Below are 17,773 nucleotides of genomic sequence, written 5' to 3'. Positions count from 1 at the left end.
CCGCTTTCGACCGAGAAGATCGAACCGTTGAAAGCGCCGTAACAATCCGGCATTTCCAACTTCTTCCAGGCCTCGATTATCTGAAGCAATCCGCTTTCGAAACCTACTTAACTCATTGAATATCAAGGAGTTTTCCGTTTCGACTGCGCCGGAAGTGGGGCGAATTATAGAGACTCAGAATCTGCCGTCAACACCTAATTCCGCTTTTCTTGAAAAACCTGCTTTTTACCCATCAAACGCGGGATCCGGCGTGTCAAAGGCGGAATACGCAGCGCCAAAAGGAAAACGCCTATAACGGCATAGATTGACCACTCTTTGAGATCCGCACGTACGATCCATAACATATGCAGCAATCCCAACCCGAGAATCACATACACCAACCGGTGCAGCTTCTTCCAGCGGGTACCTAAACGGCGTTGACTGTACCGGTTGGAGGTAACCGCCAATGCCAACAATCCCAGGAAGCCCAGAGCACCCACAATGATATAGGGACGCTTGCGCAGTTCGACACCCAGTTGCGACCAGTCGAAACCGAGAATGAAAGCCATATAGCTGCAAAGATGCAAAACCACATAGGCAAAACACCAAAGCCCCAGCTGCCGACGCACAGCAATCCACCCTGCCCATCCCGTAAGTTTCTGCAGTGGCGTCATACTCAAGGTAATCAACAGCAAAACCAACGTCCCAAGCCCCAGCCGATCAACCAGGACCTTCCCTGGATCAGGCCCAAGCAGATCCGCAAAGGCCTGATAGAACCAAAACAGCGGCCAGATTGCCGCAGCCAGGAAAACACCTACGCGCCAGATTGGATATCGCATCAGTAGTTCTTCCGCAGATCGAGCCCTGCATATAAAGAAGCGACCTCGTCCGCATAGCCGTTGAACATCTGCGTGTCACGCACATTCGGCTTGAACAGGCTGTTAGGCAACCGCCTTTCCCGCGCCTGAGTCCAACGTGGATGGTCGACCGTAGGGTTTACATTCGCATAGAACCCGTACTCATCAGACGCAATGCTCTGCCAGGTTGTCTTCGGCTGCTCGCTGACCAGACTGATCCGCACGATGGATTTGACGCTCTTGAAGCCGTACTTCCATGGCACTACCAGACGCAGCGGCGCACCGTTCTGATTCGGCAACTCACGGCCATACATACCCACCGCCAGAATCGCCAAGGGATTCATCGCCTCATCCAGACGCAAGCCTTCTACATAAGGCCAGTCGATCAGGGCAAATCCCGAACGCTGTCCGGGCATGGACTTGGGATCCTGCAGGGTTTCGAAGCGAATGTACTTGGCATTGGAGGTAGGCTCTACCTGCTTCAACAGTGCCGAAATCGGGAACCCGATCCAGGGAATCACCATCGACCACGCCTCGACACAACGCAGGCGATAGATACGCTCCTCCAGCTGGTAAGGTTTCATGAAATCTTCCAGAGCATAACGCCCCGGTTTACCCACCTCCCCGTCCACCACAACACTCCACGGTTCGGTTTTCAACGAACCGGCATTGGCCGCCGGATCCCCCTTGTCGGTGCCGAACTCATAGAAGTTGTTGTAATGGGTCGCGTCCTTGAAAGGCGTAATCGCCTCATCCTTGACGTTCACCGCTCCCCATTTGACAGAGGGCAGTTTCTCGGTAAACCAGGCGGGCGCCTTTCCGGCCTCGACATCGGCATAGCGAGCAGCGTCTTCGGCACTGGCCCAGCGCGGCAAAGTGCTCATGGCCAAACCGGCAGCAGTCGCTCCGAGCAATTGTCGGCGAGAGAGATAGATGGATTCAGGCGTGACGTCCGACTCATGGCAGTCGGACGCTTTGGGGACTTTGATCAGCATGGCAACTCCGCAGCTTTGGAGGACAGATGCACCATAGACTGCGGAGTATGAGGGAAATTACATCACTCGGCGTGTTTGTGACGACGAAGATGCAACAGATACTGCACCGGGCCCGACGCGGCATAGGCGAGGAACACCAGCAGCAGAATGCGAGGCGGATCGCTGAACACCACGGCAAACACCAGCACTACCGCCAGGATCGCCACGAACGGCACGCGCCCCTTCAGATCCAGCTCCTTGAAGCTGTTGTATTTGATATTGCTGACCATCAGCATCCCGGCGGCCGCCACCATCAGCGCGACCAGGAACGACATCTTCGACCCCTGGATCCCGTAATCGCTGAACGCCCAGACAATCCCTGCCACCACACCCGCAGCTGCTGGGCTGGCCAGGCCGATGAAGTAGCGCTTGTCGGCGGTACCCACCTGAGTGTTGAAGCGCGCCAGACGCAAGGCCGCACCGGCCACATAAATGAAGGCAACCATCCAGCCGACCTTGCCCATGTCACCCAGCGCCCAGCCAAAAGCCAGCAAGGCCGGGGCAACGCCGAAGGCAACCATGTCCGACAGCGAGTCGTACTCGGCACCGAACGCACTTTGGGTATTGGTCATGCGCGCTACCCGGCCATCAAGGCCATCGAGCACCATGGCGACAAAAATCGCGATGGCGGCGAAGGCGAAATACTTGCTCGCATTCGCCGCGTCCCCGGCGCTCAGCGCAGCCTGGGCACTCATCGAGTTGATGATGGAATAGAACCCTGCGAACAGGTTCGCAGTGGTGAACAGATTCGGCAGAAGATAGATACCGCGATGCCGGACTTTACGGCCTTCTGCGTCATGCCCTTCTTCGATGTGCTCATCGATGGGCAGCAGGCTTTCGGCGTCTGAAGCCTGGTTCGGCTCTTCGGGACGTTCGCTCATGGACAGTACCTTGCAACGGATTGGACATTTTCGACAGGTGTCTGGGACGACGGTTCGGCCACAAACGATGCAGCTTTATACCAGAACCGCCGGCCCATACGAAAAAACGCGGCCGAGGCCGCGTTTTTTCATACAAGGTTCGACGACTTAGTTTTTGGCTTTGTCGACGATCTTGTTGGCACCGATCCACGGCATCATGGAGCGCAGTTGCTCGCCGATGATTTCGATACCGTGAGCGGCGTTGTTACGACGCTTGGCGGTCATCGAAGGGTAGCCGGTTGCGCCTTCGCTGATGAACATTTTGGCGTATTCGCCGTCCTGAATACGTTTCAGGGCGTTGCGCATGGCCTGACGGGATTCGGCGTTGATCACTTCCGGACCGGTCACGTACTCACCGTACTCAGCGTTGTTGGAGATCGAGTAGTTCATGTTGGCGATACCGCCTTCGTACATGAGGTCAACGATCAGTTTCAGTTCGTGCAGGCACTCGAAGTAGGCCATTTCCGGCGCGTAGCCAGCTTCAACCAGGGTTTCGAAACCGGCTTTTACCAGCTCGACGGTACCGCCGCACAGAACGGCTTGTTCGCCGAACAGGTCGGTTTCGGTCTCGTCCTTGAAGGTGGTTTCGATGATGCCGGTACGACCGCCACCAACGCCAGCAGCGTAGGACAGTGCAACGTTCTTGGCATTGCCCGAGGCGTCCTGGTAGATCGCGATCAGGTCAGGGATACCGCCGCCTTTCACGAACTCGGAACGTACGGTGTGGCCCGGTGCTTTCGGCGCGATCATGATCACGTCGAGGTCGGCACGCGGAACAACCTGGTTGTAGTGGATCGCGAAGCCGTGGGAGAAGGCCAGGGTGGCGCCTTTCTTGATGTTCGGCTCGATTTCGTTCTTGTACAGCTGAGACTGGAACTCGTCCGGGGTCAGGATCATGACCAGGTCGGCACCGGCAACAGCGGCAGCCACGTCGGTCACTTTCAGGCCGTGGGCTTCAGCCTTGGCAACGGTAGCCGAACCTTTACGCAGACCTACGGTAACGTCGACACCGGAATCTTTCAGGTTGCATGCCTGGGCGTGGCCCTGGGAACCGTAACCGATGATGGCAACTTTCTTGCCCTGGATGATCGACAGGTCGCAGTCTTTATCGTAGAAAACTTTCATGAATTTCCCCTTTATATCCAGGCCGTTCAGGCCATTCGCTAATTTGGTTTAGATGCTGAGTACTTTGTCGCCGCGGGCAATACCGGTGACGCCACTGCGGACGGTCTCCAGAATCGATGCGGTGCCGATGGACTGAATGAAGCTGTCGAGCTTGTCGCTGGTACCGGTCAGTTGAACGGTATACACGCTGGCACTGACGTCGACGATCTGTCCACGGTAAATATCGGTGGTGCGTTTGATCTCGGCGCGCTGAGCGCCAGTGGCCTTGACCTTGACCAGCATCAGTTCGCGCTCGATGTGAGCGCTTTCCGACAGGTCCACCAGCTTGACCACTTCGATCAGCTTGTTCAGGTTTTTGGTGATCTGCTCGATGATTTCATCGTGACCGACAGTGGTCAGCGTCAGACGCGACAGGGTCGGGTCTTCGGTTGGCGCCACGGTCAGGCTTTCGATGTTGTAGTTGCGCTGCGAGAACAGGCCGACTACGCGAGACAAAGCACCGGGTTCGTTTTCCAGAAGCAAGGAAATAATGTGCCGCATGATTAGGTACGCTCCGTCTTGCTCAGCCACATATCGCGCATGGAGCCGTCTTTGATCTGCATCGGATAGACGTGCTCGCTGGTGTCGACCGAAATGTCGATCACCACCAGGCGATCTTTCATGGCGAACGCCTCTTCCATCTTCGACTTCAAATCTTTCGATTCGGTGATGCGCACGCCGACGTGGCCATAGGCTTCAGCCAGCTTGACGAAGTCAGGCAAGGACTCCATGTAGGAGTGCGAGTGACGGCTGCCGTAACTCATGTCCTGCCATTGACGAACCATGCCCAGAACACCGTTGTTCAGGATGACGATCTTGACCGGCAAACCGTATTGCAGGCAGGTCGACAGTTCCTGGATGTTCATCTGGATACTGCCTTCACCGGTGACGCACGCAACATCGGTGTCGGGGAAGCTCAGCGCGATACCCATCGCGGCCGGCAGACCGAAGCCCATCGTGCCCAGACCACCGGAGTTGATCCAGCGGTTCGGTTTGTTGAACTTGTAGTACTGCGCAGCGAACATCTGGTGCTGACCCACGTCGGAGGTCACAAAGGCGTCGCCCTTGGTCACTTCGCACAGGGTTTCGATCACGGTCTGCGGCTTGATCTTGCTGCCGTCGCCCTTGTCGTAAGGGAACAGGCCGCGATCACCGCGCCACTCATCGACCTGCTTCCACCAACTGGCGACCGCTTCCTTGTTCGGGGTTTCGCCGATTTCCTTGAGGATCGCGACCATTTCGGTCAGGACGCTCTCCACCGGACCAACGATTGGCACGTCGGCCTTGATGGTCTTGGAAATCGAAGCCGGGTCGATGTCGATGTGAATGATCTTGGCGTTCGGGCAGAACTTCGGCGCGCCGTTGATCACGCGATCGTCAAAACGCGCACCGACTGCCAGGATCACGTCGGCATGGTGCATCGCCAGGTTGGCGGTGTAGCTGCCGTGCATGCCGAGCATGCCGATGAACTGACGATCAGTGCCAGGGTAGGCACCCAGGCCCATCAAGGTGTTGGTAACCGGCAGGTTAAGCATTTTTGCCAGTTCGGTCAGCGGCGCGGAGCCGTTGCCGAGGATCACGCCACCGCCGGAGTACAGCACGGGACGCTTGGCCGCCAGGAGCATTTCTGCCGCCTTGCGGATTTGCCCGGAATGACCGCGAACGGCCGGACTGTAGGAGCGCAGTTTGGCTTTCTTCGGGAAGATGTATTCGAACTTCTCGGCCGGGTTGGTCATGTCTTTGGGGATATCGACCACGACCGGGCCCGGACGACCGGATTGCGCCAGGTAGAAGGCTTTCTTCATGACTTCCGGGATTTCCGAAGCGTGCTTGATCATGAAGCTGTGCTTCACGATCGGCCGGGAGATACCGATCATGTCGGTTTCCTGGAACGCATCGGTGCCGACCATGGTGCTTGGCACCTGACCGGAAATGATCACCATTGGAATCGAGTCCATATAGGCGGTGGCGATACCGGTGATGGCGTTTGTGGCGCCTGGACCGGAAGTCACCAATACCACACCGGCCTTACCGGTGGCACGGGCGTAGCCGTCAGCCATATGGGTAGCCGCTTGTTCGTGACGAACCAGGATGTGGGTCACTTCCGGTTCTTTGAACAGGGCATCGTAAACATGAAGGAGAGCACCACCCGGGTACCCGTAGATATATTTGACGCCTTCGTCACGCAAAAAGCGGACGAGCATCTCACCGCCAGATAAAAGCTCCACGTTGTTCACCTCTAAAACGCCAGAATACCGTCCACAAAAAAGCGAACGGGTCTTAATAGGTTTACTTCTCGGCAGAGCATGAGCGACGGTGGTCGCCGACTACGTCAGCACTGACTGAGCAAGTATTGGGATCGTCCCAAGTGTTGCGGGCCTTTCCCACCCAGCGCGAGGTAACGCGTTGCGGGTGTAACAGGTCGACGCGGATATGCGCCTCATGATCTGCCGAGAGGGTCTGCTTCTGGCAGTCCCTGTACAGCGGACTTTGGATTCTTCTGTTTCGCCCTCTGCAAGTCAAGCCGTCTATGTGCTTAATTGTGGGTAAGCACATGAGAACGCAAGAAAAAACCTGGAAACCGCTACTCTGTTAGCTTCAATTGCGCAGTTTTGCCAAGGAATCAGCATGCGAACGCTTCTACTAACTCTACTAATCAGCGCCAGTCCATGGTGCATGGCCGCTCAGATCTACAAATGGGTCGATGCCCAGGGCGTCACCCATTTCGATCAGCAGCCACCACCGGGGCATTCATCCACCGCCGTGCAGACGCCCTCCTCACCCGCGCCAACCCCTGCCGCACTACCTGGCGGCGGAACGCTGGGCGATCAGAAAGCCATCGATGACAAGGTCAAGCAGCAAGTGGCCGAACAACAGAGTCAACTCAAGGCATTTTGCGAACAGGCGCGCACGAATCTCGCGCAACTGCAGAACAACCCGCGGTTGAGGGAAGAAGTGGAGGGAGAACTGCGACGACTGAGCGATGACCAGCGCCAGCAACGTACTGAAGAAGCAAAAAAACAAATAGCAGAAAACTGCCAGTAACGACTGGCAGCTCCCGGCTCAGCGCGAAGCGGTGATCAGCAGGTCGAATTCTTTGAGCAACACCTGAAGTTGCCGATCCTTGCCCTGCACATTGCGCTGGGCGAAAACCATTTCGGCCATTTCCTGGATGCCCGAAGCATTGGGCAATGGCAGATCCTGTTCGAGGATCATCTTCATCCGCGGCAGGAATATCCATTGCAGCCACTGCTCGAAATCGAGGGTGTCGACCGAAAACGGCTCGACACTGCTCAGGGCTTCGACCGAGGGCTGGACGTCATCCCACCAGCCCTGGGCGCGCAGCTCACGCTCGATCAACAACAATTGATCGGCGACTTTGGAGAAACGACTGTCCATCACAGCGAAACCTTGGCCTTCTGACGGGCCAGAGAGGCACCAGCGGAATCGCCTTGTTTCTCACGTGCCTGAGCGATCAATTCCCACAGACTGGCCTGCAAGTCCGGACGACCGTTGGCCATGGTCAGTGCACGGCGGGCAGTCTGCTCGGCTTGCGGCGCATCGCCCTGGGCCATGCGCACCTGTGCCAGACGGTAAAGCACTTGCGGCTCGCGCGGCGCTACGCGCTGGGCACGTTCCAGGCTGGAGGACGCACCGTTGAGGTCGCCACCGGCCTGCTGCTGTTGCGCAGTGGTCAGCAGCGCGAGAACCGGGCCGTCCAGCTGCTCGTCGGCAGACAGACCGCCGCCGCTGCTGCTAGCCGATGGAATGCCGCTCGGCGTCGAAGGCATGCTGTAGCTGCCGGAGCTGATAGGCGCCGACTCGACCGGCGAAGGGTTATGCGGCCCCGGCGTGATGCCGCCCGACGCCGGGCCCGGAACGATCGGCGAAGTGCTGATCGGCGCCGAAGCCGCTGCGCCGCCCGGCACCATCACCACCACACCGGTATCGCCTTGCGGGATCGCCTGGGTCTGGGCCTGAGCAGGACGCTTCACTGTCGTTTGACGGAAACCGCCATTGGCCGAAATGCGTTCGCTGTTGGACACGGCGGTGCCGGAGTCCACAACCGGGATCGAACCACGCTGTACGGTGGAGCAGCCGCTGAGCAAAGCCACGGCGGTCACCGCTGGAATCAACCACTTGTTCACTTGAAACCCTCTTTGCTTAATTCATCCAGCCCTTGACCCAATCCATCACCGATTCGCCCGAGGCCGGGCTTTCGCCCGCGCAGGAGGCACCGGGTGGCGGTTCGCTGCCGCGAATATACGGCATCTGCACGGCGCCCGGACAGCTGGCATCGGAACCCTGGCCGGTACGCGAATCGACCCAGGCCTGCACCACGTTATCCGGCTGCGGCATGTCCAGCGGCAGCGGGTCGGCCTTGCGCATGAAACTGGTCCAGACCTGCAACGCACCGGTGGCCCCGGTGAACGGCGTCTTGCCGTTGTCATCACGGCCGAGCCAGACCACCGCCAGCAGATCCTGACTGAAACCGGCGAACCAGCTGTCGCGCGAATCGTTACTGGTGCCGGTCTTGCCCGCCAATGTCAGGGTTCTTGGCAACACGTTATAAACCGAACTGCCGGTACCCTCACGCATCACCCGCTGCATGGCGTTCTGGATCAGGTAGATCGAGGCCGGATCGAAACGCTGCTCGATCTGGAACGGATAACGCTTGAGCGGCTCGCCCTCGGCAGTCAGTACGCTGCGAATCCCGCGCATCGGCGTATTGAAACCACCGTTGGCCAGCGTCTGATACATGGTCGCGACTTCGATCGGGGTCATGCCGCCAGCGCCCAGCAGCATCGACGGGAACGCCGGAAACTCGCGGGTCACGCCCAGCCGCGCGAGCGTCTTGAGGACATTCGGAACGCCGACCGCCAGACCGAGACGCGAGGTCGACAGGTTGTAGGAATGCGCCAGCCCCTGATACAGGAACACTGTACCGTGGGAGCGACGGTCGTAATTCTGCGGTTTCCAGACCTGACCATCCGCGCCCTTGATTGAAAGCGGCTCGTCCGACAGCCAACTGGTCAATGTGTACTGGCTCGGCTTCTCCAGCGCCGTCAGATAAACCGCCGGCTTGATCAGCGAGCCGATCGGCCGCACCGCATCCAGTGCGCGGTTGAAACCGGCAAAACTCGCCTGACGGCTGCCGATCATGGCCTGGACTTCACCGGTTTCCGGATTGGTCACGACCATTGCCGCTTCCACGTCGTCGGACCCCTTGCGACCGGACAGGCGCTTGAAGGTGTCGTTGACCGAGGCTTCGGCTTTCATCTGCAGGATCGGGTCGAAACTGGTGAAGATCCGCAGGCCTTCTTCAGTCAAATCTTCGTCGCGATAGTCTTCACGCAACTGGCGTTTGACCAGATCGATGAAGCCCGGGAAGGAGCTGTCGGCCAGTTTTCCGCGTGTGGTTACGCCCAGTGGCATTTTCTTTGCGGCGGCCACCTGTTCGGCAGAGGCAACGCCCTGCTGCTCAAGCACATCGAGCACCAGATTGCGTCGCTCCAGCGCGCGCTCCGGGTTGCGACGCGGGTTGTAATAGGACGGACCTTTGACCATGCCGACCAACAGCGCGACCTGATGCAGTTTCAGCTCGGACAAAGGCTGAGCGAAGAAGAACTGGCTCGCCAGACCAAAGCCGTGCACCGCACGTTGACCGTCCTGCCCGACAAAGACTTCGTTGAGATAAGCCTCAAGGATTTCCTTTTTGTCGTAATGCAGTTCAAGCAACATCGCCATCATCGCTTCGGTGAGCTTGCGGGTCAGGCTGCGTTCGTTGGTGAGGAAGAAGTTCTTGACCAGTTGCTGGGTCAGCGTACTGCCGCCCTGAGTCATCTTGCCGCCCGAGGTGTTGACCCAAACGGCGCGGGCAATCGATTTCGGCGAGACGCCCCAGTGGCTGTAGAAATCCCGGTCTTCCACCGCGACCAGGGTTTCCAGCAGATACGGCGGCACCTGATCGAGCTTGATCAGAATCCGGTCTTCAAGGTTTTTCGGGTAGATGCCGCCGATCATCAGCGGCTCCAGGCGTACCACGGAGAGCTTCGAACCGTTGGTCGCCGAGAGTTCGGCCACATAATCGCCGGAGAAACGCACGCGCACCGATTGCGGTTTCTCAAGGCCTTCATAGAACTGGAAGCCACGGGTATTCAGATCAACCGTGTTGCCATTGACCGCCGCCGCGCCGGGACCATTGCTCACGGCTTCGCGGCGATAGCCCAGGGCATCGAGTTCGGTGAGGAAATCGTCCTTGCTCAACTTCTGTCCGACGAACAGCTCGAGCGGACGCGCGTACACCTTGGCCGGGATGGTCCAGCGCTTGCCGGAGAACTTCTCCTGCACCACGGCATCGAGGTAAACGGCGAAGCCGGCCAGCACCACAAGGCCGACCAGACTGAGTTTAAGGGCCCAGCCCAACCATGGGCGCAGGCCCCGGGAAGCTGGTTTTTTTGGGGTACGGGGAGATCGAGTACGAGTCATGGCGGCGGATTATACGCACTTTATTCATACTCAACAGGCGCGCTCCTAGGTTTGCGTCGGGCTGGCGAGCGGCCATAATGACGACCTTGAATTTCCCCCAGACTCTGAAGGATCGTCCGTGAGCCAGTCCCTGATCGCTGCCCTGCAAAACCCGGCCCTCTACCCGCATCCCGTCGAAGGGTTCCAGGTCATCGAAACCCATATCTCGTGGGTACTGCTCACCGGTCCCTTCGCTTATAAAGTGAAGAAACCGGTGAACTTCGGTTTCCTCGACTTCACCAGCCTCGATTCCCGAGAGCACTTCTGTGGCGAAGAGCTGCGGCTGAACCAGCGCCTGACCGAAGATTTGTATCTGCAAGTGATTCCAGTGACCGGCAGCGCCGAAGCCCCGCAACTGGGTGGCGACGGCCCGGCCATCGAATACGTGCTGAAAATGCGCCAGTTCCCACAGACCGGCCTGCTCAGCACCCTGCAAGCCAACGGCGAGCTGACCACCGCGCACATCGACGCAATGGCCGAGCAGATTGCCCGCTTCCACCTCAACGCGCCGAAAGTCCCGGCCGAACACGAAGCCGGTACACCGGAAAGCGTGATGGCACCGGTGCGCCAGAACTTCGAACAGATCCTGCCGTTCCTCAGCGACAAGAATGACCTGCTGCAACTCGACGCCCTGCAGGCATGGGCTGAAAGCAGCTTCGATCGCCTGAAACCGCTGTTCGCCCAACGCAAGGCCGACGGCTTCACTCGCGAATGCCACGGTGACATTCACTTGGGCAATGCCACGCTGATCGACAGCAAAGTCGTGATCTTCGACTGCATCGAATTCAACGAACCGTTCCGTTTCACTGACGTCTGGGCCGACACCGGTTTCCTGGCGATGGACCTGGAAGACCGTGGCCTGAAATCCCTGGCCCGTCGCTTCATCAGCCAATACCTGGAACTGACCGGCGACTATCAAGGCCTGGAGGTGCTGAACTTCTACAAGGCTTACCGCGCGCTGGTACGTGCAAAGGTTGCGCTGTTCAGCATGCCGGCCGATGCGACTCCGGTGCAGCGCGCCACGACCCTGCGCCAGTACCGCAACTACGCCAACCTGGCGGAAAGCTACAGCACCATTCCTTCGCGCTTCATGGCAATCACCCACGGCGTGTCCGCTGTCGGCAAAAGCCATGTGGCCATGCGTCTGGTCGAAGCGCTGGGCGCGATACGCCTGCGTTCCGACGTCGAGCGCAAGCGCCTGTTCGGCGAGCAAACCGTTGCCAATGATGTTCAGGCCGGGATCTACAGCGCCGATGCCAGCACCACGACTTATGTGCGCTTGCATGAAATCGCCGAAGTGATCCTCCACGCCGGTTTCCCGGTGGTGATCGACGCCACTTACCTCAAGCGCGAACAACGCGACAACGCCGCCAAGGTTGCCGAAGCCACTGGCACGCCGTTCCTGATCCTCGACTGCAACGCACCTCAGGCAGTTATCGAGAGCTGGCTGGCGATTCGTCAGGCAGACAAGAAGGATCCGTCCGACGCAACCCTCGCCGTGATCGAAGCGCAACAGGCCAACCGCGAAGCCTTGAGCCCGGAGGAGATTCTGCGCAGCAAACGCGTGCAGACCAATGAATCCGGCACCCTGGATACCGTCGTGGCGCAGATCCGCCAGCGCCTGCCGGGCCTGTAAGAAACTATTTCGGCCGTGAAGCCCTCGCTCGCTTCACGGCCGCCAAATAGTGGCACTATACTGGCGTCATAAAACCAACAGGTAATTTGACATGAGCCAGCCGAAACTTCTCGATACACCGCTTTATGCCTTGCTGCACAAAGACGACATCACAGGATTCAACAACGAGCGTCCGAAAGACGGCCCGATCGACATGGTCGGCGGCGACTTCCGCGGCCTCGACCTGCGGGAACTGAACGCCGATGGCGTGGACTTCAGGGACGCCTACTTCCGTTCCGCCGACCTGCGCGGCATCGACTTTCGCAACGCTTCGCTGGAAGGCGCCAGCCTGGCCCACGCGCAGATTTCCGGGGCCTACTTCCCGCCGGAGCTGAGTGCCGACGAAATCCTGATGTCGATGAATTTCGGTACGCGCCTGCGTTATCGCACTCGCTGAAGCGTTTAAAAACCTGAACCGTCCAGCGCCCCCGCTTTGCGCTGGACTGCGTGCTATTCGTAATTCTCCCTCGCCCTCCTCATCCTGATTCATCAGCAAAAACTGACGTTTCTTAGAAGCGTTTGCGTTGAATCCGACCAAACAACCACGCTTTTCCTACTGATGGCTACACTCCTGAGAAGCTCGCCCACGCACCATTCGGCCGTCGCAAGGAGGCTTGATGAATGATGAACTGCAACACCTGAAGAATCTTGGCAAGACGTCGGCGCAATGGCTGCATGCCGTGGGCATCCACAGCGCCTCGGACTTGCGTCGCCTGGGCGCGGTGGATGCCTACCGGGCCGTGCGCACACGCGGGTTCCGCGCGTCAAAGGTGTTGTTGTATGCGATCGAAGGGGCGCTGATGGATGTGCACTGGAACGACATACCCGCCGAGCGCAAGGATGCGTTGAACAAGCAGCTGGAAGCCATTACCTCTCGCCACAAGAACTGACGGGCACTGACCGCCATGTACCTGCTCGGAGAACAATCGGCCCAGGCCGATGCATTGATCAACCACTTGCAGAGCTTGCCTGCGCAATGGCTCGAAGGCCTGGCGCCGTGCGGGCCGGCGCTGGAACTGGACGCCACGGATGATCTGTTGGCACGTCTGCCGGACGACCAGTTGTACTTGCTGACGCAAGGTGTGATCACCGGGCGAGTCAGTGGTCGCGGTCTGTTCTATTGGCATGAGGGAGATCTGATCGGCCTGCAACAGGGTCCGGAATGGGCGGATTGCGCCTTGTTCACGGATAACCCGCTGACATTACTGCCTTATCATCGAAGTGATTTGTTTCAGCATGTGTATAGCGACGCTGCGCGTTCGGAGCAGTTTCTGCACTACCTGCTCGGGCAAATGGCGCTGCTGGCCCACGCGGTTGCCGAGTTCAAGCCACGCGAGTTTCGCAGCACCCATGGGTTCAAGCGCGTCGAGACTGGTGAGGTTCTGATCCGCCAGGGTGACATCGCCGATCATGTGTTCGTGATTATCGAAGGAAAGGCCGAAGCGTTTGTTAACGGGCACAAGGTAGGCGATGTGCCCAAAGATGAGATCTTCGGCGCAATGGCCGTGTTCACCGGCGAACCGCGCAATGCCACTGTCATTGCCCGGGAAGCGTGCACGGTGATGCTGATTCCCGGCGATCAGTTTCTGAGCATGACCCGCACCAATCCAAAAATCGCCCACAGCCTGCTCGAAAGCATGGCGCGGCGTATTGACCAGCTCAACAAGCAGCTCACAGCCCAGACCTGACGCCCATACTCACGGGGCGTTTGCGCCATTGCCGGGACAACACGACAGAAATGAAAAACAGCAGTTGACTTGGTAATGAGAATCGCTATGATTATCACAACTGATCGCGAGATCAGTCGATATTCTGAAAAGCCCTTGGTTCGGACTCTCAGATTATCTCCTCATCAGGCTAATCACGGTTATTTGACCCGGTTTTTACCGGGTCTTTTTTTGCCTGTGGAAAAGTCATTTCTTGCCGAATTGTTTACGCATCTCGGCGCAATAATCCGGCTTCGGCGTGGCCGGTGTGAACCAGACGTAATCAGCCATCGCCACCGTGATCTGACTGCCCTGTTCCGCCAGCATCAACACCGTCGGCGCTTCGGGCGCGCCCAGATCCAGCACATGCAGCGGCACGCCCACATCCTTGCGCGCGTGATACGCACCCGCCAATAACAATGCTGGCGCAGGCGCCGCCAATAACCGCGTGGCCATGCGCCGATCCCGTTGTTGCTGAACAGCGAGCATCGCCGGCATTTGTGATGACGGCAGCAGGCCGCAGTGAGAATCGCCGATCTGCTCCAACAGGGTCTCTCTCACAGGTCTGGCGGTGCTGCGCTCTCCGCTCAAAACCGGAGGATCGCGATAGAACGCGCGAATTTCGATGTTATCGAGATTGGCCGCCAGCAACGGCCAGGATTGCGTCAGGGCGAACCGCACTATCGGACCATAGAGACTCCAGTCCCAACCGTCCTGCCAGGCCAATGCAGCAGGAAGATCAGCCGGTAGCGTTGCGGCATGGCGCACGTCATCGACGCGCGACTGTTGATCGGGCGTGAGCATTTCCAGCAGGAGACTGCCCTGAGGGCGCGCCGCTTCGAGGTTCTGCAACAACCACAATTGAAGGGCATGGTGATCGGCGTTGTCATGCTGTTCGCCAATAATCACCTGCGATGGATTGCTTAACTGAGCCAGTAATTGCTGCGCCGTCAGCCTCTCGCCGCTGCGCAAATCACGGATCTCGCCCACGACCGGCGGCGCTGCAACATGCTGGCAACTTGCAAGCCACAATACCGCCAACAGCAAAATCCCGCGCATACGCTCACCTCGATGACGAAATCAGCGGGCGATGATCAGCGGATGCCCGCGCTCCGGGTGCGGTTGCACCAGCACCTCCAGACCGAAAACCGCTTTCAGCGATTCCGGACGCAATACCTGTTGCGGCGTGCCCAACGCCACCGGGCGCCCCCCTTCCAGCAGCAGGATGCGATCACAATAGCGCGCCGCCAGATTCAGATCATGCAGGATCACCAGCACTGCCGCGCCACGATCGGCAAATTCGCGCACCGCTTGCAGCGTCGTGTGTTGATGCAACGGATCAAGCATCGAGGTCGGCTCATCAAGCAGCAGAGTCTGCCCCGCCTGCCCCGGCCAGAGCTGCGCCAGCACCCGCGCCAGATGCACCCGCTGGCGCTCGCCGCCGGACAGCGCCAGATAACTGCGGCCACTCAGATGGCCGGCATCGGCCGCCCGTAATGCGGCAGCGACGATCTCGTCATCGCGCACCCGCCCGCTCTGATAAGGCAGACGCCCCATGCCGACCACTTCTTCAACACGAAAGGCAAAATCCAGCGTCGACACCTGCGGCAACACCGCCAGTCGCTGGGCGCGCTGTGTGCCGCTGCAATGGCTCAAGGCCTCACCGTCCAGCAGCACTTCCCCGTCGCTGGCGCTCAACTCGCCGCAAAGCGCACCGAGCAAGGTACTTTTACCGGCGCCGTTCGGCCCCAGCACACCCAGCACTTCGCCCGGTTCGAGTTGCAGACTGACATCGGCCAGAACAGTCTTGTGGCCACGGCGGATGTGCAGATTGTGCGCACGCAGCATCAGGCACGCCCTCGCAGCAACAGATAAAGGAAGAACGGCGCACCGATGAACGCGGTGACGATGCCAATCGGCAGCTCTGCCGGCGCCAGCGCCAGACGCGCCACCAGATCCGCCAGCAGCAACAGACTCGCACCGGCCAGCACCGATGCCGGCAGCAACACCCGGTGATCCGGCCCCGCGAGCAAACGCACCAGATGCGGCACTACCAGCCCAACGAAGCCGATCATGCCCGCCGCCGCCACCGCAGCGCCGACACCCAGCGCCGTACAGAAAACCAGCTCGCGCTTGAGCCGCTCGACATCGATTCCCAGATGCCCGGCTTCCGACTCGCCGAGCAGCAACGCATTGAGCGCCTTGGCCCGGCGTGGCAACCAAAGTGCAACACCGACGGTGATGATCAGCAGCGGCCACAACCGTGCATAGCTGGCGCCGTTGAGGCTGCCCAGGTTCCAGAACGTCAACGTGCGCAATGTCGCGTCGTCGGCCAGATAGGTAAACAGCCCCACCGCCGAACTGGCCAGCGCTGTCAGGGCAATCCCCGCCAGCAGCATGGTCGCCACATTGGTCTGCCCGTTGCGGCGACCGAGTCGATACACCAGCGCCGTTACCCCGAGCCCGCCAAGAAACGCGCATACCGACAGCAGATAAGGCCCGAACCACTCCGGTAATCCGCCAAAAAACGAGCCGCCGACAATCGCCACCGCCGCGCCCAGCGCCGCACCACTGGAGACGCCCACCAGTCCCGGATCGGCGAGCGGATTGCGAAACAGCCCCTGCATCGCCACCCCGGACAGCGCCAACACACCGCCGACGGCCAGCCCGAGCAGCGTACGTGGCAGACGAATCTGCCCGAGAATCAGTTCAGCCTGCTCCAGCCCGTCCGGCGCCAGCGGCACACCGATCATGCGCAGGGCGGCGCGCAAGGTATCGAACAGCGGCAGACTGACCGGCCCCAACGCCAGTGACAACCAGATCGCCAGCAGACATAGCAGGATCAGGCCGATGAACAAGCCACGGGGTTTGACCAACGTGGTCATTGGCCGCTCTGGGCCGGATAGAAACCGTCAGACAGGGTCTTCAGCGCAGCCGGCAAACGCGGCCCGAGTCCGCCCACCAGCAGCGTCGGATCCAGCTCCAGCACACGTCCGGTCCTGGCCGCACGGCTGGAATCGAGGATCGGGTTCTCCTTGAACAACGCCGCTTTCGCCGCCTCGCCGGTCAGCGCACGGTCAGCGAACACCAGCACTTCAGGATCAAGACTGGCCAGGGATTCCACGGAAAACGGTTTGTAACCGGTATGGGTCGCGAGGTTATGCCCGCCCGCCTGTTGCAGCAGCCAATCGGCGGCGGTGTCTTTGCCGGCGATCAGCGGTTTGCCGCCGGCATGCCCGAGCAGCAACAGCACGCCCGGCGCTTTCTGTTTAGTCTGCGCTTGGGCCACACGCGCTTTTTGCGCATCGAGCTGCTGTTGATAACTTTGCAGCAATTGCGCGGCCTGGCTTTCGGCGCCGAGCAACTGCCCCAGATGGGTAACGTTTTTTTCCAGCGTCGGCAGATCCGGCTGAGCCGAGAACAACGCCACCTGCACCTTGGCGCTGCGAACCTGCGAGATCACTGGCGGCGGGCCCATTTCTTCGGTGCCGATCAGGATGTCCGGGCGCAGGCTGAGGATGCCTTCGGCCGACAGGCTGCGCTGGTAACCGATGCTCGGCAGCGACTTGAGGGATTGCGGATGCTGGCTGGTGGTGTCGACGCCCACCAGTTTGGCCTCGCCACCCAGCGCACTCACCCACTCCGACAATGCGCCGCCAGCGCTGACCCAACGTTGCGGCAACTCGGCCGCTGCAGCCTGGTGGCTGACCAAAAGTCCGACACACAGCACGGCAACGCGGGTACTCAGGCGCATAGACAGCTTCCTTGAAGGGTTTTCCCGCGCATCGGGACGGCAGGCCAAGTATCCTCGGCAGCGATCACCTCGCCGCGGGCGAAGGCGGCCATTTGATAATTGTTTGCATTTGAACGTCAAGCTCGGACATATCCGGACACGAGCCGACACTTGAGG

At 59.5% G+C, this 17,773-nt stretch carries 18 protein-coding genes; 5 read left to right on the top strand and 13 right to left on the bottom strand.

The features are described from left to right. Positions 1 to 194: 194 nt before the first annotated feature. The 6 genes from msrQ to ACKJSM_RS10390 form a co-directional block, all read right to left on the bottom strand. Positions 195 to 818 carry a protein-methionine-sulfoxide reductase heme-binding subunit MsrQ gene (msrQ, locus tag ACKJSM_RS10415; RefSeq protein ID WP_410237368.1) on the bottom strand — a complete coding sequence of 208 codons (624 nt, stop codon included), beginning with the start codon at positions 816 to 818 and terminating at the stop codon, positions 195 to 197. After that, on the bottom strand, positions 818 to 1,831 hold the full coding sequence (gene msrP, locus ACKJSM_RS10410; protein ID WP_410237367.1) for a protein-methionine-sulfoxide reductase catalytic subunit MsrP: 1,014 nt from the start codon (positions 1,829 to 1,831) through the stop codon (positions 818 to 820). Before msrP ends, msrQ begins: the two co-directional genes overlap by 1 nt. A 62-nt stretch (positions 1,832 to 1,893) precedes the next feature. After that, positions 1,894 to 2,751, bottom strand: a complete 858-nt coding sequence (gene pssA, locus ACKJSM_RS10405) for a CDP-diacylglycerol--serine O-phosphatidyltransferase (protein WP_039771608.1) — start codon at positions 2,749 to 2,751, stop codon at positions 1,894 to 1,896. A gap of 147 nt (positions 2,752 to 2,898) precedes the next feature. Further along, complete coding sequence (gene ilvC / locus ACKJSM_RS10400) at positions 2,899 to 3,915, bottom strand: ketol-acid reductoisomerase (RefSeq protein WP_007959661.1); 1,017 nt, start codon at positions 3,913 to 3,915, stop codon at positions 2,899 to 2,901. A 48-nt stretch (positions 3,916 to 3,963) separates the two neighbouring features. Further along, on the bottom strand, positions 3,964 to 4,455 hold the full coding sequence (gene ilvN / locus ACKJSM_RS10395) for an acetolactate synthase small subunit (protein ID WP_003205610.1): 492 nt from the start codon (positions 4,453 to 4,455) through the stop codon (positions 3,964 to 3,966). A 2-nt stretch (positions 4,456 to 4,457) separates the two neighbouring features. Further along, the gene (locus ACKJSM_RS10390) at positions 4,458 to 6,182 is read right to left on the bottom strand and encodes an acetolactate synthase 3 large subunit (RefSeq protein ID WP_011335952.1); all 1,725 of its coding nucleotides are present in this window, start codon (positions 6,180 to 6,182) and stop codon (positions 4,458 to 4,460) included. A gap of 400 nt (positions 6,183 to 6,582) precedes the next feature. Here ACKJSM_RS10390 and ACKJSM_RS10385 point away from each other — a divergent pair, with 400 nt between their 5' ends. Beyond that, a complete protein-coding gene (locus ACKJSM_RS10385; RefSeq protein WP_236182080.1) occupies positions 6,583 to 6,999 on the top strand; it encodes a DUF4124 domain-containing protein in 417 nt (138 codons plus the stop codon). 18 nt (positions 7,000 to 7,017) lie between these two features. Here ACKJSM_RS10385 and ACKJSM_RS10380 read toward each other — a convergent pair whose 3' ends face one another. From ACKJSM_RS10380 to mrcB, 3 genes are read right to left on the bottom strand one after another with little or no spacing between them, the layout of a single operon-like run. Continuing rightward, on the bottom strand, positions 7,018 to 7,353 hold the full coding sequence (locus ACKJSM_RS10380) for a YqcC family protein (protein WP_236182079.1): 336 nt from the start codon (positions 7,351 to 7,353) through the stop codon (positions 7,018 to 7,020). Then, entirely contained in the window at positions 7,353 to 8,102 is a 750-nt protein-coding gene (locus ACKJSM_RS10375; RefSeq protein WP_410237366.1) for a hypothetical protein, read from the bottom strand. Before ACKJSM_RS10375 ends, ACKJSM_RS10380 begins: the two co-directional genes overlap by 1 nt. A gap of 16 nt (positions 8,103 to 8,118) precedes the next feature. Beyond that, positions 8,119 to 10,443: a penicillin-binding protein 1B gene (gene mrcB / locus ACKJSM_RS10370; protein ID WP_410237365.1), complete on the bottom strand. Its 2,325-nt coding sequence runs from the start codon at positions 10,441 to 10,443 to the stop codon at positions 8,119 to 8,121. Between the two features lie 118 nt (positions 10,444 to 10,561). Here mrcB and ACKJSM_RS10365 point away from each other — a divergent pair, with 118 nt between their 5' ends. The 4 genes from ACKJSM_RS10365 to ACKJSM_RS10350 all read left to right on the top strand — a co-directional run bounded on the left by ACKJSM_RS10365 (position 10,562) and on the right by ACKJSM_RS10350 (position 13,845). Beyond that, positions 10,562 to 12,118, top strand: a complete 1,557-nt coding sequence (locus ACKJSM_RS10365; protein WP_410237364.1) for an AAA family ATPase — start codon at positions 10,562 to 10,564, stop codon at positions 12,116 to 12,118. Positions 12,119 to 12,209: 91 nt separating this feature from the next. After that, positions 12,210 to 12,554 (top strand): pentapeptide repeat-containing protein, encoded by a 345-nt coding sequence (locus ACKJSM_RS10360; RefSeq protein WP_007959639.1) that lies wholly within the window; start codon positions 12,210 to 12,212, stop codon positions 12,552 to 12,554. Positions 12,555 to 12,774: 220 nt separating this feature from the next. Continuing rightward, positions 12,775 to 13,047 carry a TfoX/Sxy family protein gene (locus tag ACKJSM_RS10355; RefSeq protein WP_236182074.1) on the top strand — a complete coding sequence of 91 codons (273 nt, stop codon included), beginning with the start codon at positions 12,775 to 12,777 and terminating at the stop codon, positions 13,045 to 13,047. 15 nt (positions 13,048 to 13,062) lie between these two features. Further along, complete coding sequence (locus tag ACKJSM_RS10350) at positions 13,063 to 13,845, top strand: Crp/Fnr family transcriptional regulator (RefSeq protein WP_410237363.1); 783 nt, start codon at positions 13,063 to 13,065, stop codon at positions 13,843 to 13,845. Between the two features lie 225 nt (positions 13,846 to 14,070). Here the strand turns inward: ACKJSM_RS10350 and ACKJSM_RS10345 are convergent, their stop codons facing one another. From ACKJSM_RS10345 to ACKJSM_RS10330, 4 genes are read right to left on the bottom strand one after another with little or no spacing between them, the layout of a single operon-like run. Continuing rightward, complete coding sequence (locus ACKJSM_RS10345) at positions 14,071 to 14,922, bottom strand: ChaN family lipoprotein (protein WP_410237362.1); 852 nt, start codon at positions 14,920 to 14,922, stop codon at positions 14,071 to 14,073. 21 nt (positions 14,923 to 14,943) lie between these two features. After that, positions 14,944 to 15,711, bottom strand: coding sequence for a heme ABC transporter ATP-binding protein (locus ACKJSM_RS10340; protein ID WP_236182071.1), 768 nt, complete (start codon positions 15,709 to 15,711; stop codon positions 14,944 to 14,946). Continuing rightward, on the bottom strand, positions 15,711 to 16,694 hold the full coding sequence (locus ACKJSM_RS10335) for a FecCD family ABC transporter permease (protein ID WP_192565057.1): 984 nt from the start codon (positions 16,692 to 16,694) through the stop codon (positions 15,711 to 15,713). Before ACKJSM_RS10335 ends, ACKJSM_RS10340 begins: the two co-directional genes overlap by 1 nt. Before the next feature lie 50 nt (positions 16,695 to 16,744). Then, positions 16,745 to 17,617 (bottom strand): hemin ABC transporter substrate-binding protein, encoded by an 873-nt coding sequence (locus ACKJSM_RS10330; RefSeq protein ID WP_410237361.1) that lies wholly within the window; start codon positions 17,615 to 17,617, stop codon positions 16,745 to 16,747. Positions 17,618 to 17,773 lie beyond the last annotated feature (156 nt).

Origin of the sequence: Pseudomonas sp. PHC1, from assembly GCF_046487845.1 — a bacterium.
Lineage (GTDB): Bacteria > Pseudomonadota > Gammaproteobacteria > Pseudomonadales > Pseudomonadaceae > Aquipseudomonas > Aquipseudomonas sputi.
This window is presented reverse-complemented; position numbering and strand designations above follow the sequence as displayed.